This is a genomic window from Actinoallomurus acaciae (assembly GCF_042429965.1).
Lineage (GTDB): Bacteria > Actinomycetota > Actinomycetes > Streptosporangiales > Streptosporangiaceae > Actinoallomurus > Actinoallomurus acaciae.
Genome location: NZ_JBHLZP010000239.1, coordinates 1 through 18,145 on the forward strand (window position 1 = coordinate 1; position 18,145 = coordinate 18,145).

Sequence of the window (18,145 nt, forward strand, 5' to 3'; positions counted from 1 at the left end):
CCGTGGCCGCGAGCGCGCCCGTCCCGGTCGCCGCCGGACCGGCCACGGAGACACGGCCGGAGACCGAACTGCGCGACGCGCTCGATCTCCTCCGGCGCTACGCCGAGCGCTTCGGCGCCGGTGACCCCGGCGCGCCGCCCGATACCGGCCCGCCGTCCGGCGTCGTCGCTGAGGCGGGAGGAGACGCGTGACCATGCCGCCCGCAGCACCCACCGGCCGCCCGGAGAACCACGCCCCTGTCGAGTGACGGGCGAGGGTCCCGGGCGGTCGCGCATAGGACGACAGGCCTTAGGACCTGTCTCGAAGTGGTTGGGCCGTGGGTTTTCCACGACGGAGCGGTCGCCCGCGACGTGCTCGGCGCGCCGGAGGTCACCCACGTCCTGATCATGGGCGGGGATCAACGACCTGGCCAAGGGCTCGCCGGCGGGCGAGATCACCGCGGCCCTGTTCGCGCCGACCCGCCGCGTGCGGGAGCACGGCGCCCGGCCGATCCTGGGCACGCTCACCCCGATCATGGGGCGGCGCGTATGAGATGTTCCGGGGCGACGGCCGCGAGAGCGCGCGGGAGGCCGTCACCGGGCAGTGGGACCGGCCAATCGCCGCCCTCGCCGATCCGGACGACCCCATCCGGCTCGCCGTCGCCTTCGACTCCGGCGGCGGTGTGCACCCCGGAGACGCGGGAGCACGCGAGAAGGCCGTGGACCTCGGACTTCTCGCGTGCGGGCCGGTCAGAGGGCGACGAACATGAGGCCGCGCTTCTGCAGGGTCGGGATGACGGTGCGCAGGGCCTCGATCGTCTCCGAGCGGTCGCCGCCGCCGTCGTGGCAGAGCAGGATGTCGCCCGGCTTGGCGGCCAGCAGCGTCTCGGTGATGTGGCTCGTGCCCGGCCGTGCCCAGTCGCGTGGGTCGACCGCCCAGTCGATGTTGATCATGCCGTGCTCGGCGGCGGTGTCGATGACCTGGCTCGACCAGGCGCCGCCGGGGGAGCGGAAGAACTTCGGTGCGACCCCGGTGGCCTGCGCGATCCGGTCGTGTGCCTCGCCGATCTCCTGCTTGATCTTGTCGGAGCCCATTCCCGGCAGGTTGAGCGGGTGCGTCATCGTGTGGTCCGAGACCTGGTGTCCCGCCGCCACGATGCGCTTGACCAGTTGCGGAAACTCGGTCACTTGCTCGCCGATAAGGGAGAACGTCGCCGAGACCTTGAACTCCGCGAGCAGGTCCAGCATCTTCGGCGTCCAGGTCGGGTGCGGCCCGTCGTCGATGGTCAGCGCCACCGCCATGGCCGGGGCGGGCGGCGACAGGTCCTTCAGCCCGTGGACGGGACGCTGGAGCGCCTGGATCGGGCCCTTGGCGTATCCCGGGTCCGGGGGAGGCCGGTGCGCGGCCGTCGTGCGGGCCCGGAGCTTCTTGGGCCTCGTGTCGGGCTGCACCGCCCGTACGATCACGGGCCCGGCGCCGGCCAGGAGACCGACGGCGCCGGCGGCCGCCGTAAGCAATACCTGACGTCGGTCAAGTCCGCCCATTGCGCCTCCCCGAGTGTCGGTCCTCATTGGTGACTTGCCCCGACATGAGATGCGGATGCTCTCGGTCAGGTTCATCCTTCGGTGAAGGAAGAGTATTGGCGCGCCCTCGGGCGTACCGGCGGTTTCCATGGCGTGTCGCCGATCGCGGTGGAAAAGGGGGCGGCATACCAGGATCGCCGTCGCGAGGCCATAATCGTGTGGTGTTCGGTAACGGACCGCGGTTCCCCGTCATCGAGTCGACGTGCGGCTGGTCGGCGGCGCCCGTCGTCAGCGACGACCTCATCCTGCTCGCGGGCGGCGCGAGCGGCCAGGAGGTCGGCGACGCGCCGATCCTGCAGGCGATCGACCACTCGCACAGCGCCGGCGAGCGGTTCCGGCTGACTCGCGAGGTCAGTGCCCGGGAGATCGAACCCGGCGAGATCACCACCACTCCGGGCGGCGACATCGTCCTGCCCGTCTACGAACACGACACCTCCCTCCAGATCATGCGGATCGGGCGCGACGGCGCCGTCCGCACCGTGGACGCGCTGCCCGACGGCGAGCCGTACGACATCGTCGCGTGCGACCTGGGCAGCAAGCTCCGCGTCGCGGTCCGTGCCCTGGACGACGAGGGGTACCTGTGCTCCTGGCTGTACCGGCAGGGCCGGCGGCAGGGCATCACCTACCGGCGCTGGGGCCAGGACGGGTACCGGTGGGGCAGCGAGGAGTGGCTGCTGCACGCGAGCGGCGACGTCGTCGTCGGCGCGACCGCGCCCGACTACGGCCGGTCGGGACCGGCGCAGCGCTGGGTGGGCCGCGACGCCGCCACGGGCGCCGCCCGGTGGTTCGCCGACACCGGAGGGTACGTGCTGGCGGGCCGGGCCCGCGACGCGCTGATCGCGATCGACCTGGCCTCCTTCGACCGCTCCGACCGAGGAGAGCGCGACGAGGACTTCGTCACCTGGGCGCACGACACCGGTGTCCACGCCATCGACCTGGCCACCGGCGCCCGGCGCTGGACCAGTGCGGTGCCGGGCCGGGTGCACAGCGCCGCGGTCGGGCCGGACGGGGTCGCGCTGTGCGCCGAGTCCGCCGACGACGGCACCTGGCGGGTGCACCACCTCGACCTCGACGGCGCGTACACGGGCGTGACACCGCTGGGCGGACACGCGTGCGTGGTCGCGCGTACGGCGGAGCACACGCTGGCACTGGTCGAGGGGCAGTGGCTCATGGCGCTGGACAACCCCGGCACCGCCGGGCCGGGCGCCGCCGAGCCCTGGACCATCCCGATCCCGCTCGGCGGCCTCGCCCCGAGTTACGCCGCGCGGGTGGCCGACATGCGCCTCGATACGGTACCGATCACCCTCGCCGGCACCCGCTGCCACCTGCGCGGAATCGACAGCCTGCAGATCATCGAGCTCTGATCCGAAAAAGGCGCCAATCCGCTTCGCGCCCGGCCCCGAATAAGGGGCATGAACGGACGGTCGGCAGGCGGCGTGGCGGGTGTCATCGCCGGGGGAGTGGCCCTCGGCGTGGCCGAGCTGTCCGCGGCCGCCGCCGGTGGGCGGCAGGCGTCGCCGCTGATCGCGGTGGGTGCGGCGGGCATCACGTTGACCCCGGAGTGGCTCAAGGACTTTGCCATCCGGCATTTCGGGACGAATGACAAGCTCGTCCTCCTCATCGGCCTTGGCGTCGGCGTAGCGGCGACAGCGGTGCTCATCGGGATCACCGCGCGTCGGCACCCGGTGATCGGGTCGGCGGGCCTCGGCGCCCTGGCCGTACTGGGCGCCGTGGCGGCGGTGACCCGGCCGACCGCCGGGTGGACCGCCGTCATCCCCTCGATCGTCGGCGGCCTGGCCGGGATGGCCGCGCTGGCCCTCCTCGTACGGCCCCATGATCATCCACGGACCGGTCAGGCCGTCGGCGCGGATCGACGGAACGTTCTGCTGACCGGCGCGGGGGCGGTGGCGGTCGCCGGGGCATCCGGCCTCGGCGGCCGCCTCCTGCTGGAGCGCGGGAACGTCGACGCCGCCCGCAGGTCCGTACGGCTGCCGCGCGCGACCTCCGCGGCCAGGGCGGTGCCGGCCGGCGCGCAGATCCGGGTGCCCGGCATGACGCCGTTCGTCACGCCCAACCCCGGCTTCTACCGGGTCGACACGGCACTGACGCTGCCGCAGGTCGCGCCGCGGGACTGGACGCTACGGATCCACGGCATGGTCGACCGCCCGGTCGAGCTTTCCTTCGACGACCTGCTGAGGCACCCGATGCTCGAACGCGACATCACGCTCAGCTGCGTCTCGAACCAGGTCGGCGGCAGGTACGCCGGCAACGCCCGCTGGCTCGGCGCCTCCCTGGCCGGGCTCCTGCGCGAGGCCGGGATACGGGCCGGCGCCGACCAGATCCTCAGCCGCTCCGCCGACGGCTTCACGGTCAGCACGCCGATCGAGACGATCATGGACGGCCGCGACGCCCTGCTGGCGGTCGGCATGAACGGCGAGCCGCTCCCGGTCGCCCACGGGTTCCCCGCCCGCATGGTGGTGCCCGGCCTGTACGGCTACGTCTCGGCGACCAAGTGGGTGGTCGACCTCAAGGTCACCCGGTTCGCCACCGACAAGGCCTACTGGACCGAGCGCGGCTACGCCGACCGCGCGCCCGTCAAGACGCTGTCCCGCATCGACGTGCCCCGCGCGTTCGCGCAGGTCAAGGCCGGTCGAGTGCCGGTGGCCGGTACGGCGTGGGCGCAGCACCGAGGGATCGACGCGGTCGAGGTCCGCGTCGACGGAGGGCCGTGGCGGCGGGCGGAGCTCGCCCCCGTACCCGGATTGGACACCTGGCGTCAGTGGGTCCTCGAGTGGGACGCCACGCCGGGCTCACACCGGCTGGAGGTCCGGGCCACCGACGGCACGGGCGCGACTCAGCCCGGTGAACGCGTGCCGCCCATCCCCGACGGGGCGACGGGCTGGCACTCGATCGTGGTCACCGTCACCTGACGGTCCCCGAGAAACCCAGAGTCGAAGGAGAAGTCTCGTGAAGACCCGTGTTCTGGCCGTCGGCATGCTCACCGGTGGTCTCCTGCTCAGCGCCGCGGCCTGTGGCGGCGACGACAAGAGTGCCTCCTCCACCCCGGCGGGCGGCGGCGCGACGACGTCGAGCGCCGCGATGCCGGACAAGCCGTTCGGCCCCGGCTGCTCGGCCGTGCCGAACTCCGGCAAGGGCAGCTTCTCCGGCATGGCGCAGGACCCGGTGGCCACCGCCGCCTCCAGCAACCCGGTCCTGTCCACGCTGGTCACGGCGGTCAAGAAGGCCGGCCTGGTGGACACGCTGAACTCCGCGCAGAACCTCACGGTGTTCGCCCCCACCAACGACGCCTTCGCCAAGATCCCGAAGAAGACGCTCACCAAGGTGCTCGCGGACAAGAAGACCCTGTCGAGCATCCTCACGTACCACGTCGTCGGCCAGAGGGTCGCGCCCGGCGGGCTGACGAGCGGCAGCTTCAAGACCCTCCAGGGCGGCATGGTCACCACCAGCGACTCCGGCGAGTCGTACAAGGTCAACGACGCGAACGTGGTCTGCGGCAACGTCCAGACCGCCAACGCCACCGTCTACATCATCGACTCGGTACTGATGCCGGAGAAGTAGCCGCGCGGACGGGGAGCGGCCCGGACCCGGCGGGCCCGGGGCCGCTCCCCTCTCACGCTCAGGCGGGTACGGCGGCGGTCTCGCGGTTGAAGTGGCGGTGGGCCGCCACCGCGTCGCCGAACTCCTTGACGAAGGCGCCGTCCGGCCGGTCCGTGACCACGACGCCCTGGTCGAGGCCGCCGTCCGGGACGCGGGCGGTGGACAGCAGTTCGCGGCCCTCGCCGAGCGCGCCGATCGCCTTGTAGTGCTTGTACGCCTCGGTCAGGAAGTACACCGCGCCGCCGTCCCGGGACAGTGTCCGCGCCGACTCCGCGCCGCCGGGCACCACCACCGCGTCGTACAGCACCGAGTCGACCGTCGGCAGCGCCCGGGTGACCTCCACGGTCGCGCCGTCGGCGGAGCGTACCGTGCCGTCGCGCGGGGCCAGGATCTCCGGCAGCGCGCCCAGGTCGCGGAGCCCGTCCCGTACCGCCGCGACGTCCTCGGCGTTCACCCCGTCGGCGACCAGGATCGCGACCTTGCGGGTGGCGGGACTGTGGGCGGTGTTGGCCTGGCTCAGGGCGGGCGAGCTGCGGCCGTGGTTCTCCGTCACCGGCTTCTCCGGCGGCTCGACGCCGACGCCCTCGGCGACCGCGACGGCGAGGTCGTGGTCGACATGGTTGAGGTTCTCCACCACGCCCTCGCGCACGTGGTGGTGATCGACCTTGCCCAGCTCGAACCGGAACGCCGCGACGATGTGCTCCTTCTCCCAGTCCGCCATGCTGTTCCAGAACAGCGTGGCCTGGGAGTGTCGGCGAAGCTCTCGGGACGCCTGCGCATCTTGTGGCCGGCGAGGTACTCCGGGAAGTGCGTGTACGCGTCCTCGCCGGCGAGGGCCGGGCAGCCGCCGCCGAGAGAGTTCTTGTGGTACGACGCACGGGTCTCGGGGATCCGCATCTGGTGCGGCCCGTCCATCTGGTGGTTGTTGACCCGCGCGAGCGGCTGGTTCACCGGCAGCTGCGGGAAGTTCGGCCCGCCGAGCCGCAGGAGCTGGGTGTCCAGGTAGGAGAACAGCCGGGCCTGGAGCAGCGGGTCGTCGGTGAAGTCGATGCCCGGGACCACGTTGCCCAGGTGGAAGGCCACCTGCTCCACCTCGGCGAAGAAGTTGTCCGGGTTGCGGTCCAGCACCAGGCGGCCGACCGGGCGTACCGGGACCTCCTCCTCCGGGATGATCTTGGTCGCGTCGAGGAGGTCGAAGTCGAACCGGCCCTCCTCGCCCTCGGGCACCAGCTGCACCCCGAGCTCGTACTCCGGGTACCGGCCGGACTCGATCGACTCCCACAGGTCGCGGCGGTTGAAGTCCGGATCCTTGCCCGCCACCTTCTGCGTCTCGTCCCACACCAGCGAGTGCGTGCCGAGCTTGGGCTTCCAGTGGAACTTCACGAACGTGCCCTTCCCGGCCTCGTTGACCAGGCGGAACGTGTGCACACCGAACCCCTGCATCATCCGGAAGCTGCGCGGCAGCGCCCGGTCCGACATCATCCACATCATCATGTGCATGGTCTCGGGCTGGAGCTGCACGAAGTCCCACAGCGTGTCGTGGGCCGAGGACGCCTGCGGAATCTCGTTCTGCGGTTCCGGCTTCACGGCGTGGACGAAGTCGGGGAACTTGATCCCGTCCTGGATGAAGAAGACGGGCATGTTGTTACCGACGATGTCGAAGTTGCCCTCGTTCGTATAGAACCGAGTGGCGAATCCGCGGACGTCCCGTACGGTGTCGGAGGACCCGCGGGACCCGGCGACCGTGGAGAAGCGCACGAACGTCGGGACGGTCGCCGAGGTGTCGCACAGGAACCGCGCACGCGTGTACTCGGCGAGGGACTCATAGAGCTGGAAGTGCCCGTACGCCCCCGCGCCCCGGGCGTGTACGACCCGCTCCGGGATGCGCTCGTGGTCGAAACGCGTGATCTTCTCGCGGAAGTGGAAGTCCTCCATCAACGTCGGCCCGCGTTCGCCCACGGTCAGGGAGTTGTCGGTCTCACCGACCGGGATCCCCACGTCCGTGGTCATCTCGGAGGCACACGGATCGACCCGGTAGGCGTCGAGCTGACGTTGCTTGTCATCCGAAGATGTCATGTCTTTCCCCCCGTTCGGATCCGCCCGGGGCCGGGGCGGCGAACGCAATGGTCTGGGCCCCTCATCCCCAGAGTAAGCCGCAGGTCACGGCGGGTTCACAGGGGTGAGGGGCCCGGGCGCGGGGTCAGGCGTTCAGTGCCGCGTGCACCATCGCCATGATGTCGGCGGCCATCAGTACGCCCAGCCCGGCCATGCCCAGCCGGTTGTCGTTCCGAGGGAACATCGCGACGAGCAGGCCCACGCCGCAGACCGTGATGACCACGACGCAGATGGCAAGAGTGGACATGGAGGCGTCTCCACGTGGAATCGGCGGACGGCGGAAGAGACGTCGTCCGTGGATGACACGGGTCCGGTACGGACACCGTGGACGCGAGCCGGCCCGGCCGGACGATCCTCCCGAGACCGCCCAGGCCCTGAGGGCCCGTCCTCACAGATCCGCGGTGAGAAGGCCCTGGGCCGGTGGGGACGCCGGGAGGACACGGCCGCCGCCCGGCGGCCGGCGAGCCCGGCCCGGACGACCGCCGAGGCACAGACACGGGTCGTGCACGGGACGTACGTGCTGCGTCCCGGCGACGAGATCCGCACGAACCGGCTCCGCCTGTCCCTGACGTCAGACGGCGACCTGGTCCTGCGTGACCGGAACGACGCGGTGGTCTGGTCGAGCGGCACCCACGCGTCCGGCACCCACGCAGTGTTCCAGGCGGATGGAAACTTCGTGGTGTACGGCAGCGACGACCAGACGCTCTGGAGTTCGCGCACCGACGGGCACGACGGCGCGGTCCTCGTCCTTCAGGCCGACGGCAACCTGACGATCACCCAGGGTGGGACGACCCTCTGGGCCACCGGTACCGGCGGTTGAGCGGCGGCCCGAGCCCGTCATCCGGCGGGCTCGGCCTCGCCTTCGGTGCCGGCGAGGAGGCCGGCGATCCGTACGAGCATGGCCCGCTCGGCCTCACCGAGCCGGTCGATCAGGTGCTCGCGTACGGCGGCGGCGTGCACCGGCCGCGCCCTCGCCAGCAGGTCACGGCCGTCCGGGGTGAGCACGACGATCACGCCGGTCGGCCCCTTCTCCCGGTGGACGATCCCTCGCGCGGCCATACGCGTCAGCTGGTGCGACATGCGGCTCTTCGCCCAGCCCATCGCGTCGGCCAGCGCCTGCTGCCCGAGCCGGCCGTCGCCCAGCTCCTCGAGCCGGGACAGGAGGCCGTACTCCGAGCCCGACAGGCCGGTGACGGCCGTCAGCTCCGTGCCGACGCGGCGGGTGACGTCGTGGCCCAGTGTCTTGCACGCCTGCCACACCTGGAGTTCGTCGGGGTTGAGCGGGTCCACGGGACCCAGCCTAGTTGTCACGACAACCCTCCGCGAGGGATCGGAGCCGGGGCGGCATCCGCGCACCGTACGGTGGGGAAGACGGGCGGAAGAAGTCCCGAGAAGGCATGTCGAGGACCCGCGATCCGCTCCGACTGATCGTTGAGAGGCGGCCGGGGAGGCCGTCGCGAGACCAGCGAGGAGCGAAGACCCGATGAAGTACATGATCATGATCTACAACCGTCCCCGGTTCCTGGAGGACCTGTCCGAGGCCGAGCGCACGGAGCTGTTCGGCGAGGTCGACGCGATCATCAAGGAGCTCACCGAGTCCGGCGAGCTGCTCGGCACCGAGGCCCTGGCCGAGCCGGCCGCGGCCAAGACCGTACGCGTGCGCGAGGGCGCCCCGGCCATCACCGACGGGCCGTTCATCGAGGCCAAGGAGCAGTTCGCCGGCTACCTGCTGGTCGACGTCACGAGCGAGGAGCGCGCCGTCGACATCGCGGCACGCTGGCCGGACGCCAAGCTGTTCGGGATGGAGGTCCGCCAGGTCATCTGACGGCGCGGCCGAAAACCGGCCGGAAGATGGGAACAAACGCTCGGGCCCCTCTTGTTACACTCGACGTGGCCGGTGCGTTCGGTGTCCCCCGGGCCTAACCATCGCCTTCACGGAATACCGTTCGGCTGGAGCCGTGTTGTGCTTTTCGCCGTGAGGCGACCCGCGCACCGGTGCCAACGTGGGAGACCCCGTCAGATTCCTGGCGGGGTCTTCGCGTCGGCGGGGCCGGTCAGATCACGTCCCACGGCACGGACTCATAGGTCCGGGTCAGCGTCTTCATGAACTCCTGGTCGACCGGCAGCCGCAGGTCGTCCACGCGGTCGACCGCGGCCACCCCGCGCGAGTTGGTGACGAACACCGAGGCGTACGACGTCAGGTCGGCCACGCGCACCGGACCGCGCCGCGACGGCACGCCCTCGCCGGGCAGGGCGCGTTCGAGCAGCAGCATCGTGATGCCGTCGAGGGCCGGCGCGTCGGGCCACACCACCGACGTGCCGTCATAGCAGCCCAGATTGGTGATCGCACCCTCGGAGACGACGCCGCCCGGGCCGACGAGCAGCGCCTCGTCGAAGCCCGCGCTCCGCGCGAGATCGCCGTAGTAGCGCTGTCCGAAACCCCCGAGATGCTTCACGTGCGCGACGGGACGCTGGTACGGCGCGGTCCGCAGGCCCTGCGGCGAGTGCGGAGTGTCGGCCGGCGGACGCACGGAGACCAGGAGGGACGGCTCGGCGGCCCCTTCGGGCCAGAACCCGGTGACGCGTACGGACGCGTCCCGGGTCTCGCCGAGCGCGTGGCGGATGCGCGAGCGCACCAGCGCCGGGTCCAGCCCGCCGCCGAACAGCTCCCGCTGCGCCGCGTCGAGCCGGGCCAGGTGCAGGTCCAGCCCACGCGCCCGGCCCTCGCGGACCTGCAACGCGGTGAAGTGCCCATAGTTCACGTGCGCGAAGTGACCCAGCTCGGCCGCTGTCGCGAGGTGACCGTCGATCTCGATCCGCGGACTCACGGACCCCACGCTAGAAGCGAGCCTCGGTAACCGGCAACCGGCCGCGGTGCCGCCCCTGGGGGCCGTGAGCGTCTCCAGGCGCGGCCGCCGTGACCGGCGGCCCTGGGGAGAATCGGAGCCGATGTACCGGATGATCCGGTTTTACTCCGGCCCGGGTCGTACGCTTATCCGGCGGCCTCTCGCAGCAGCCGCCTGGCCTCCCGTGTGAGTTTCCCGCCTGTGACGCCCTTCGCGGCGTCCAACAGGCGCCTAGATCGCCACGTGGCCTTGGGGACGTCCAAGCGCTCTGAGACGTTGCGGGCAGGGCTTCCCGACCCCGCCTCGATCGCCAGGAGGTAGGCGGCAAGAAATTCCCCGTGTTCGCCTCCGAGGACCCTGCGGACGTCATCGAGGAGCAGGCTGAGCGGTTGCGGAAGATCGGTACGGCTGCACGTGAGGTCGACATCGTCACCATGCCAGCCAAGGCGGCCAAGGTCTTCGAGCAGAAGCACCGCCCGGCCGTCGAATCGCTGATCGACGGTAACGAGGTACTCGGCCAGATGTGCGAGCGTGCCCTTCCCTACATGATCAGGGTCGCGGCTCTGTACGCCCTTGCGGACGGCCGGGATGCGATCAAGGTCAGGGACTTTGACGCGGCCCTGGCCCTGGTCCGCTACTCGGTTGAGACGGTGGTAGCGGTCCTGCCCACGGCGGGCGAAGACCCGCTAGTCACGAAGATTGCCGACGCGGTCAGGAACGCGGCGAGATGACCCGTACGGAGCTGATTGACCTGCTTGGGCGCAACGTCTGGGCGACCGCCATCAACCAAGCCCTGTTGGCCCTGCCTCCGGTGACCCTGAAGTGGGTCGAGGAAAACGAGGAGACTAACCCCCGGCAGGTAGCCGGGGGTTCCCCTTGTAGCCGAGAACTGCTCGGGGGCGGAAACTGTCAAGCAAGCCAATCGTCGGCCAGCTTACGAGCTTCCTCCAAGAATGCATCCAAATCGGAGTCTGTAAGTTGTTCGTCAGCGATAAGGCCAGCCAATAGAAGGCTGTACAGGCCGTTGTCTATGTCGTCGACGTTCTCATCGGTAAACGTAGAGGCCCGTACGAGGCGTTCGGCCTGACGTGGATCTATGTCTTCCGCTAGCCGATCGGAACGTGCCCTGAGATTGCCTACGAATTCGATTACTTCGGCGTTGCTGCGGTTCGCGGCGAATCTCCGATTTGCTGCTATGTAGAACGACGCTCCGATCAATTGCCCGTGAGCTTTCTTGGCGGCGGGGTCCAGTCGATCTACCATTCGGCTGTAGCCGTCCGCATCGCCCTTAAGGTATGCCTGCATGGCCTCGATGGCGTCAGCAGTGACCCTCGTCATCGTTCTCCTCGGATCTTCGTCTTGGCTCTGTGGAACAGTTCGGCGCCGACTATACCGGCCGCGAGCAATGCGGATGCGGCACTCCCAGGATCGACGCCAGAGTGAGGCGTATCGGCGACCTGCGGGCCGCTGTTGGTTCTCGTCTCGGCCTGTCCAGTGGGGCGTGGGCCAAAAATACTTTCGAGATTGCTGACGCCTTTTTCGGCTTTATCGACCAGGTCTTCGCTATTCTTTCCGACCGCGCCCCGAATCTTTTCGGCCCTGGACCGTTCGGCGTTCTCCTCCTCTTCTTCAAGAGAAGAGTTCAACCGGTCCCCGGTTGGATTAGGATTCTCGGCGGTTCCGTAGGACCACTCTGAGGCTCCGACAGGGTCGATGTGCTCATGCAAAGACTCGTCATCGACCTTGAAGTCGAGACTTTGAGGCTTGTCGTCCGGCTTGCTTTCTTCGAGCTGGGAATTAGATACTTCCGCTTGCTCTTTGCTTTCGGCTCGGGCCTCGAACTCTTCGGCGAGATTAGCGAAATTACCGTACGACGGGCGCTGTTCAAACGAGTCGGAGGGCGAGTCCGGCTTTTGATCGGCGCCGTCCGGTGGCGTGGTCTCGGTTTCCCCGTTCTCCGGGGGCGTCTGCTCGCCCCGGCCTTCCGTGCCTAACTCCCGCTGCCCTGGGGATTCCTGCGCCGTCGTCGGCGTGTCCTTGGGCTTGCGGTCGTCAGTAGTGCCTGTCGCGGCTTCGGGTGCCGTCTGGTTGGCTTCCATGACAACACGGCGACTCTCGGCCCTGGACGGGGCTCCCAACTCTCCTGGACGGTCGGGCGGCGGGCTCCGATCAGGCTGGGGCTGCTCCGTGTCGGGACTCTTCTCGGGCTCGATCGCGCTGCTGTTGCGCTCTATTCCCATGGGACCAGGCCGTTTCTCATTTGTCGGCAGTCTCGGCAACAAACAGCCCTCGGCCGGGCGATGTGACGATGAGCCCTTCGTTCTTGAGAACCTCTACCGCCCGTTTGATGGTGGAGCGGCTCAGCCCGGTCTCCGCCTCCAACTCGGTTTGTGACGGCAGGCGGCGGCCGGGCCCTATGGCGCCGGACTCGATACGAGTCCTCAGGAGCGCCGCAAGCTGGAGATAAGGGGCCGTGGCCCCGTCCGGGTCGATCGTCACGTCTCAGAGGCTCTCAGCGCCGCCTAGCTGGAGATAGGTGAGCCAGGCTCAGCCGGGTTGAACCTGGTCGATGCATGGTGCGCTCATGGTGCTTGCAGCGTGCTTTGTCGGTGGGTTGTGTGCGGTCGCCCTGGCGGCCGTTGTGTTCGTGGTTGGCACATGGAGGGTGACGGGATGAGCGACTCAGGTAGCGGAGGAGCGGCGTTCATGTCGCAACGAACCGGGCTCGACAGGGCCGTGTTCGACACGATCATTGACGCGCTGCTCGATGGTGACGAGGACGCTTGTGTCAGCGCGGCCATGCGGCTCGTGGAATCCGCTCCTAGTCGGTGGTCAGGGCCAAGGGCGCATTGGGTTCGGGTGCGTAGGGAGGCGCGGCCATGACGTGGCGGAAGTCCTCGCGGTCCAAGGGGAACAGCAACCGTGTTGAGGTGGCGACAGTGCCCCCGGCGGAAGACAAAACCCCCGGCAGTCCATGCCGGGGGTTGCCACGTGCGAGAACGAACTGTCTACTGGCCGCCCAGTCCTGGGCCCGCTTCTCAAGGTCCGGCGGCAGGACGAGGAAGGCGAAGGGCTGACCGTCTGACACCTGCGCGGCGCCTTCGATCACAACGGACTGCTGGTGCCCCGCGACGAACATCGCGTCAGCCCACCTGATGAATGCCTGGACACCTGCGTCCCGGAGCAGGCCGTCCTTCTCCTCATCGCCCAGGCGATCAAACAGCGCATGGAAGGTCTCCACGGTGCCTTCGTAGAGAGGTAGCCAGCCGGACGGGGTAGGCATCGCTTCCAGTTCGGCTATGCGCTCGTCAAGAGCACCCAGGGTCTCTCGTAGCTTGTCCTGGCGGCTTTTGGCCTTGGTCACTGTGAGCTGTTCAAGCAGCGCGTCGCCTTGTAGCCGTACAGCGGAACGCCGCCGGGTCACCGCCCCGTGGACACCAGGCCATCTCGTGACTGCTCGGCCCGAGGCTCGATCGTGCGGCCTTCTTGGTCTTCCTGGCAAGCCGGTCGGTCTTCCAACACACGATGGCGTCGTACTCGTGGCCACGGTCCGACCAGGGGCCCTGCTCGGGCCGGTCCCATGGGCTGATCCTGATGGCCGAGACCCCGTCGTCTACCGCCCAACCGATGATCTCGTAGCCTTTGAACCTGGCCCGCTCTTTGATCCTGGCCGTCTGCCTGGCGACGCTCGTGGGTCGTCGGTGTCCAGGGAGAGCCGTACAACGGCTAGGACTCGCTTAGCGGGCATAAGGGACGATCCTCCCATCGCATATAGAGCCCCAGGTCAGGGGCTCTCTAGACGTGGAGTAAAACGGCCGATCCGATGTACCGACTGATCTTCGCCCTCATCCTGCGCCGGCTGCCCGCCGAGACCGTGCATCGGCTGAGCTTCCGCGCCCTGCGCCTTCTCGCCGCCGTGCCCGGCGCGCTGACGCTGGTCCGCCGCCGGTACGGCCCGCGCGACCCCGTCCTGCGCGTCCGCGCGCTCGGCCTGGACTTCCCCGGCCCGCTCGGCCTGGCCGCCGGGTTCGACAAGGACGCCGAGGCGTACGAGGCGCTGGGCGCGTTCGGGTTCGGTTTCGTGGAGATCGGCACGGTCACGGCGCGGGCACAGCCCGGCAACCCCCGCCCCCGCCTGTTCCGCCTGCCGAAGGACCGGGCGCTGATCAACCGGATGGGCTTCAACAACGACGGCGCGCGCGCCGCCGCGGACCGGCTCAAGGGCCGGCGCCGGGCCATCGTCGGGGTCAACATCGGCAAGACCAAGGTCGTCCCGGAGGCCGAGGCCGCCGCCGACTACGTCGAGAGCACCGAGCGGCTGGCCGCGCTCGCCGACTACCTCGTCGTCAACGTCAGCTCTCCCAACACCCCCGGCCTGCGAAACCTCCAGGCCGTCGAGCACCTGCGGCCGCTGCTGGAGCAGGTACGGCAGGCCGCGCGCCGCGCCACCCCCCGGCACGTGCCGCTGCTGGTGAAGATCGCGCCCGACCTCGCCGACGCCGATGTCGACGCCGTCGCCGACCTGGCCCTCGACCTCGGCCTCGACGGCATCATCGCGACCAACACCACGATCTCCCGTACGGGCCTGACCGACGCGCACGCCGACGAGACGGGTGGCCTGTCGGGCGCGCCGCTCAAGGCGCGCTCGCTGGAGGTGATCCGGCGCCTGCGCGAGCGCGCCGGCGACCGGATCGTGCTGATCTCGGTCGGCGGCATCGAGACCGCCGACGACGCCTGGGAACGCCTCCAGGCCGGCGCGACCCTCGTCCAGGCCTACACCGGCCTGATCTACGGCGGCCCGTCCTGGCCCCGCCGGATCAACCGTGACCTCGCCGCCCGGCTCCGCGCCGAGGACCGTACGGCGGCCACGGAGGGAGACCCTCGTCCATGAGTCGGTCGACAGCTGGTCAAGTGTCTTGAGCCCCTGGTCGGGGGACATCACTCTTTCCCTTGAGGAGGAGCGGTGCCTGGACGAGGTGCTTCGGTGGCCGGCGCGTCGGCGCACGCCCGATACCGGCGCCTGCGGGCGGAGTACCGGCAGGAGCGGGTCCTCGCACGGCTCGTGCTGACGGGCGTCGCGGGCTCCATGACGGCCGGCGTCTTCGACTGGCCGACCGGCCTCGCCGCCGCCCTCGGGGCCCTCCTCCTGCACTCCTTCTACCTGCGGGTCAAGCCGGACCCGGTCACCCGCTGGCGGCGCGGCGCGGCGGCCGAACGGCGCACCGGACGGCGGCTGTCGCGGCTGGACCCGGCCTACTTCCACGTTCTGCACGACCGGGCGCTGCCCATGGCCGCCCAGGCGAACCTCGACCACCTCGTCGTCGGCCTGACCGGCGTGTACGCGATCGTCTCGCGCCGCTGGCCGGTCCTGACCCGGCTGCGCGCGGTGGACGAGCGGCTGTGGGTCGGGCCGCGGCCGATGACGCGGCTGCTCGTGACGGGGAGAGACGCGGCGCGTACGGTCGCCGGGCGCCTGTCGGAGGACCTCGGGCACCCGGTCGAGGTGCACGCCGTCGTCGCCGTGCACGGCGCGCGGCTGCCGCACACGGGGTTCGTGTTCGACGGTGTGACCGTGCAGCGGGCCGGGCGGGTCCGCCGGCTCGTCGAGCGTCAGCCCGCGGTGTTCACCACGGCGCAGGTGGCGGCGATCACCGCGGCGGCGGAACGGATACTTCCCCCAATGATCGATGTGTGGGGAAAAACCAGCACGCTTCGTGACTGATGAGTACGCTCAGATACTGCCTGGGGAACCCGCGCCCGTCGCGAGCGGCGCATGGGTTCCCGGCGGTCTCTCGGCACAACAGAACGTCTCGCGTAGCTGGGGAGAAGGGGCATGGCGGGCCGCATCGTCGTCTTCGGTGCAACCGGCTACACCGGCGCCCTGACCGCGAGGGCGCTCGTCGCCCAGGGCGCGCGCCCGGTCCTCGCCGGGCGAAACCGCACGGCTCTGACCGCGCTCGCGGACGAGCTCGGCGGCTTGGAGATCGCGTACGCCGACGCGGAGGAGCCGCGGTCCGTACGGGCCCTGGTCGAACGCGACGACGTCCTGGTCACGACGGTCGGCCCGTTCCTGCGGTACGGGCACGCCGCCCTGGACGCCGCGGTCGACGCGGGCGCGCACTACCTCGACTCCACCGGCGAGCCGCCCTTCATCCGTGAGGTCTTCGAGTCCTACGGGCCCCGCGCGACGCGGTCGGCACTGATCACCGCGTTCGGCTACGACTACGTTTCGGGCAACCTCGCCGCGGGTCTCGCCCTCGACCGGGTCGGCGACGAGGGCTTCCGCGTCGACATCGGCTACTTCGTCGGCGGCGGCGACCTGTGGCGCGGCCTGACGGCGTCGGGCCTGCAGTCGGTCGCCGGCGTGGCCACCGCCCGGATGTACACCTTCCGCGGGCGCATCCACGAGGTGCGGCGCCCGCGGGTCCGCGAGTTCCAGGTGGCGGGCCGGTCCCGGCCCGGCCTGTCGATCGGCGCTTCGGAGCACTTCGGGCTGCCCGCGTCCTACCCGGCGTTGTACGAGGTCAACGTCTATCTGGGCTGGTTCGGCCGCGCCACGAGGCTGGCCGCCCGCGGGCGGGTCGGCGCGTTCGGCGCGCGGGCGGCCCTCGGCACGCTGGCGCGCGTGGCGCGGCGTCGAGCCGGGAAGAGCACGCTGACCTCGCGCATCGTCGCGATCGCCTACGACGCCGAGGGATCACTGCTCACGGACGTTCACCTTTCCGGCGGAGATCCCTATGAGTTCACGGCCGGCGCCCTTTCCTGGGCCGCTTGTCAGGCCTCAAGGGGAATGGCGGAAACGGGGGCTTTGGGGCCGATCGCCGCATTCGGTCTTACCGAGCTCGAAGCGGGCTGTGCGATGGCGGGAATCGCGCGGGTCACCGGCTGACCGCCGTCCTCGAGAGCGTGCCGAGAGAGGCTCCGCCGACATGATCGACATGCCGTCGCACGCCGTCTGCGCTGGTCGCTGGCATATTTCCCTCCTTGTCCCCGCAGACAGCGCTCAGATGGTGCAAAGCCGTCATAGACCGATAAACAGCAGCTTAGGGGAATAAGGAAACGCATTTTAAAGCTACTTTTCTGTGGCGCTCCGAATAATCTTCTACGGCTCTTCGGGAAAGTGTTGAAGATGGGGCGTAAAAGGTTTTAACTTCAGCGCCATGGAAGACCGGCTATTGGTCGAGGCGCTGCGATCACGTGACCCGATCGCCATGGGTGCGGTCTACGACGCCTACGCCGAAGGCCTCTACGGATACTGCTGGTTCCAGCTGCGCAACGGCGATGCCGCGCAGGTGGCGTTCCGCGACACCCTCATGTGCGCCGAGGCGCACGTCGGCCGGTTGCGCAGTCCCGGCCGGTTCGGCCCGTGGCTCTACTCGCTCGCGCGGATCGAGTGCCGCCGGCGGCGGCCGGCCGGCCCGGTTCAGCCCGATCTGCCGGTGGCCCGGCACGATCAGGACGACGTCGACCTGCGGCTGATGGCGTGGCGCGCGGTCACCGGGCTGCCGCCGCTGAGCCGCGAACTGCTCGACCTGCGGCACCGGCACGGCCTGACCGACTCCGACATCGCGCTCGTCGTCGGACTGCGAGCCCGGGAGGTCGGCGAGCTGCTGGGCCAGGCCGCGGTGCTGCTGGAGGCCGCGCTCATCGCGGAGATCCTCGCGCACGACGGCCTGGACGGCTGCTCGCGGCGCGCGGCGCTCCTGCGCCCCCGCAAGGACGAGATCGACGACGATCTGCGCGAGACCCTGGTCCGTCACTCGCTCGAATGCCAGAGGTGCGCCCGGCACCTGCCGGAGAACATCGCGCCGCGCAAGGTGTACGCCCTGCTGCCCAGCGCGCCGCTGCCGCCGGGGCTGCGCGGCCGGCTCATGAACTGCTTCACCGACCCCGAGCTGGCCGGCTACCGGCTGTTCGCGGCGGCGCGCGTGTCGCGCTTCGGCGCGCAGGGCTTCCCCCAGCAGCCCGGCACGGGCCCGGCCGCCCTGTGGCGCGCCACGGAGG

Annotated in this window: 20 protein-coding genes and 2 pseudogenes; 12 read left to right on the forward strand and 10 right to left on the reverse strand. The window is 70.0% G+C overall.

Going from position 1 to position 18,145, the window contains the following annotated elements:
- Together ACFFNX_RS27590 and ACFFNX_RS27595 are read left to right on the forward strand one after the other, a co-directional pair.
- The coding region (locus tag ACFFNX_RS27590; protein WP_378208382.1) for a hypothetical protein at window positions 1-191 on the forward strand (191 nt) is incomplete at its 5' end.
- A 341-nt stretch (window positions 192-532) separates the two neighbouring features.
- Complete coding sequence (locus tag ACFFNX_RS27595; protein ID WP_378208384.1) at window positions 533-748, forward strand: hypothetical protein; 216 nt, start codon at window positions 533-535, stop codon at window positions 746-748.
- Here the strand turns inward: ACFFNX_RS27595 and ACFFNX_RS27600 are convergent.
- Window positions 729-1,523, reverse strand: a complete 795-nt coding sequence (locus tag ACFFNX_RS27600) for a polysaccharide deacetylase family protein (protein ID WP_378208385.1) — start codon at window positions 1,521-1,523, stop codon at window positions 729-731. The genes ACFFNX_RS27595 and ACFFNX_RS27600 overlap by 20 nt on opposite strands.
- 200 nt (window positions 1,524-1,723) lie before the next feature.
- Here ACFFNX_RS27600 and ACFFNX_RS27605 point away from each other — a divergent pair, with 200 nt between their 5' ends.
- From ACFFNX_RS27605 to ACFFNX_RS27615, 3 genes are read left to right on the forward strand one after another with little or no spacing between them, the layout of a single operon-like run.
- On the forward strand, window positions 1,724-2,926 hold the full coding sequence (locus ACFFNX_RS27605) for a hypothetical protein (protein WP_378208387.1): 1,203 nt from the start codon (window positions 1,724-1,726) through the stop codon (window positions 2,924-2,926).
- Window positions 2,927-2,974: 48 nt separating this feature from the next.
- Window positions 2,975-4,492 (forward strand): molybdopterin-dependent oxidoreductase, encoded by a 1,518-nt coding sequence (locus ACFFNX_RS27610; RefSeq protein ID WP_378208389.1) that lies wholly within the window; start codon window positions 2,975-2,977, stop codon window positions 4,490-4,492.
- 37 nt (window positions 4,493-4,529) lie between these two features.
- Window positions 4,530-5,141: a fasciclin domain-containing protein gene (locus tag ACFFNX_RS27615; RefSeq protein ID WP_378208390.1), complete on the forward strand. Its 612-nt coding sequence runs from the start codon at window positions 4,530-4,532 to the stop codon at window positions 5,139-5,141.
- Window positions 5,142-5,199: 58 nt separating this feature from the next.
- Here ACFFNX_RS27615 and ACFFNX_RS27620 read toward each other — a convergent pair.
- Together ACFFNX_RS27620 and ACFFNX_RS27625 are read right to left on the reverse strand one after the other, a co-directional pair.
- Window positions 5,200-7,256: pseudogene (locus ACFFNX_RS27620) on the reverse strand (catalase).
- 124 nt (window positions 7,257-7,380) lie between these two features.
- The gene (locus ACFFNX_RS27625) at window positions 7,381-7,542 is read right to left on the reverse strand and encodes a hypothetical protein (protein WP_378208392.1); all 162 of its coding nucleotides are present in this window, start codon (window positions 7,540-7,542) and stop codon (window positions 7,381-7,383) included.
- A gap of 48 nt (window positions 7,543-7,590) precedes the next feature.
- On the opposite strand from ACFFNX_RS27625, the gene ACFFNX_RS27630 reads away from it, so the two are divergent.
- Window positions 7,591-8,115: a hypothetical protein gene (locus ACFFNX_RS27630; RefSeq protein ID WP_378208394.1), complete on the forward strand. Its 525-nt coding sequence runs from the start codon at window positions 7,591-7,593 to the stop codon at window positions 8,113-8,115.
- 17 nt (window positions 8,116-8,132) lie between these two features.
- Here ACFFNX_RS27630 and ACFFNX_RS27635 read toward each other — a convergent pair whose 3' ends face one another.
- Entirely contained in the window at window positions 8,133-8,585 is a 453-nt protein-coding gene (locus ACFFNX_RS27635; RefSeq protein ID WP_378208396.1) for a MarR family winged helix-turn-helix transcriptional regulator, read from the reverse strand.
- Window positions 8,586-8,778: 193 nt separating this feature from the next.
- Here ACFFNX_RS27635 and ACFFNX_RS27640 point away from each other — a divergent pair, with 193 nt between their 5' ends.
- On the forward strand, window positions 8,779-9,120 hold the full coding sequence (locus ACFFNX_RS27640; protein WP_378208398.1) for a YciI family protein: 342 nt from the start codon (window positions 8,779-8,781) through the stop codon (window positions 9,118-9,120).
- Between the two features lie 229 nt (window positions 9,121-9,349).
- Here the strand turns inward: ACFFNX_RS27640 and ACFFNX_RS27645 are convergent, their stop codons facing one another.
- Window positions 9,350-10,123 carry an aminotransferase class IV family protein gene (locus ACFFNX_RS27645; RefSeq protein WP_378208399.1) on the reverse strand — a complete coding sequence of 258 codons (774 nt, stop codon included), beginning with the start codon at window positions 10,121-10,123 and terminating at the stop codon, window positions 9,350-9,352.
- Window positions 10,124-10,479: 356 nt separating this feature from the next.
- Here ACFFNX_RS27645 and ACFFNX_RS27650 point away from each other — a divergent pair, with 356 nt between their 5' ends.
- Entirely contained in the window at window positions 10,480-10,872 is a 393-nt protein-coding gene (locus ACFFNX_RS27650; protein ID WP_378208401.1) for a hypothetical protein, read from the forward strand.
- A 178-nt stretch (window positions 10,873-11,050) separates the two neighbouring features.
- Here the strand turns inward: ACFFNX_RS27650 and ACFFNX_RS27655 are convergent, their stop codons facing one another.
- The 5 genes and pseudogenes from ACFFNX_RS27655 to ACFFNX_RS27675 form a co-directional block, all read right to left on the reverse strand.
- A complete protein-coding gene (locus ACFFNX_RS27655) occupies window positions 11,051-11,479 on the reverse strand; it encodes a hypothetical protein (protein WP_378208403.1) in 429 nt (142 codons plus the stop codon).
- Window positions 11,476-12,240, reverse strand: coding sequence for a hypothetical protein (locus ACFFNX_RS27660; protein WP_378208405.1), 765 nt, complete (start codon window positions 12,238-12,240; stop codon window positions 11,476-11,478). The genes ACFFNX_RS27655 and ACFFNX_RS27660 overlap by 4 nt, the downstream gene beginning before the upstream one ends.
- A gap of 157 nt (window positions 12,241-12,397) precedes the next feature.
- Window positions 12,398-12,640 (reverse strand): GntR family transcriptional regulator, encoded by a 243-nt coding sequence (locus ACFFNX_RS27665; protein ID WP_378208406.1) that lies wholly within the window; start codon window positions 12,638-12,640, stop codon window positions 12,398-12,400.
- Between the two features lie 322 nt (window positions 12,641-12,962).
- Entirely contained in the window at window positions 12,963-13,505 is a 543-nt protein-coding gene (locus ACFFNX_RS52400) for a hypothetical protein (protein WP_446678528.1), read from the reverse strand.
- Window positions 13,506-13,515: 10 nt separating this feature from the next.
- A pseudogene (locus ACFFNX_RS27675) lies at window positions 13,516-13,821 on the reverse strand (recombinase family protein); the annotation flags it as partial.
- 143 nt (window positions 13,822-13,964) lie between these two features.
- On the opposite strand from ACFFNX_RS27675, the gene ACFFNX_RS27680 reads away from it, so the two are divergent.
- The 4 genes from ACFFNX_RS27680 to ACFFNX_RS27695 all read left to right on the forward strand — a co-directional run.
- Window positions 13,965-15,032, forward strand: a complete 1,068-nt coding sequence (locus tag ACFFNX_RS27680) for a quinone-dependent dihydroorotate dehydrogenase (protein WP_378208410.1) — start codon at window positions 13,965-13,967, stop codon at window positions 15,030-15,032.
- A gap of 93 nt (window positions 15,033-15,125) precedes the next feature.
- On the forward strand, window positions 15,126-15,863 hold the full coding sequence (locus tag ACFFNX_RS27685) for a nuclease-related domain-containing protein (protein WP_378208412.1): 738 nt from the start codon (window positions 15,126-15,128) through the stop codon (window positions 15,861-15,863).
- Window positions 15,864-15,974: 111 nt separating this feature from the next.
- Window positions 15,975-17,030 (forward strand): saccharopine dehydrogenase NADP-binding domain-containing protein, encoded by a 1,056-nt coding sequence (locus tag ACFFNX_RS27690; protein ID WP_378208414.1) that lies wholly within the window; start codon window positions 15,975-15,977, stop codon window positions 17,028-17,030.
- A gap of 271 nt (window positions 17,031-17,301) precedes the next feature.
- Window positions 17,302-18,145: RNA polymerase sigma factor (locus tag ACFFNX_RS27695; protein WP_378208415.1), on the forward strand; the 844-nt coding region annotated here is incomplete at its 3' end.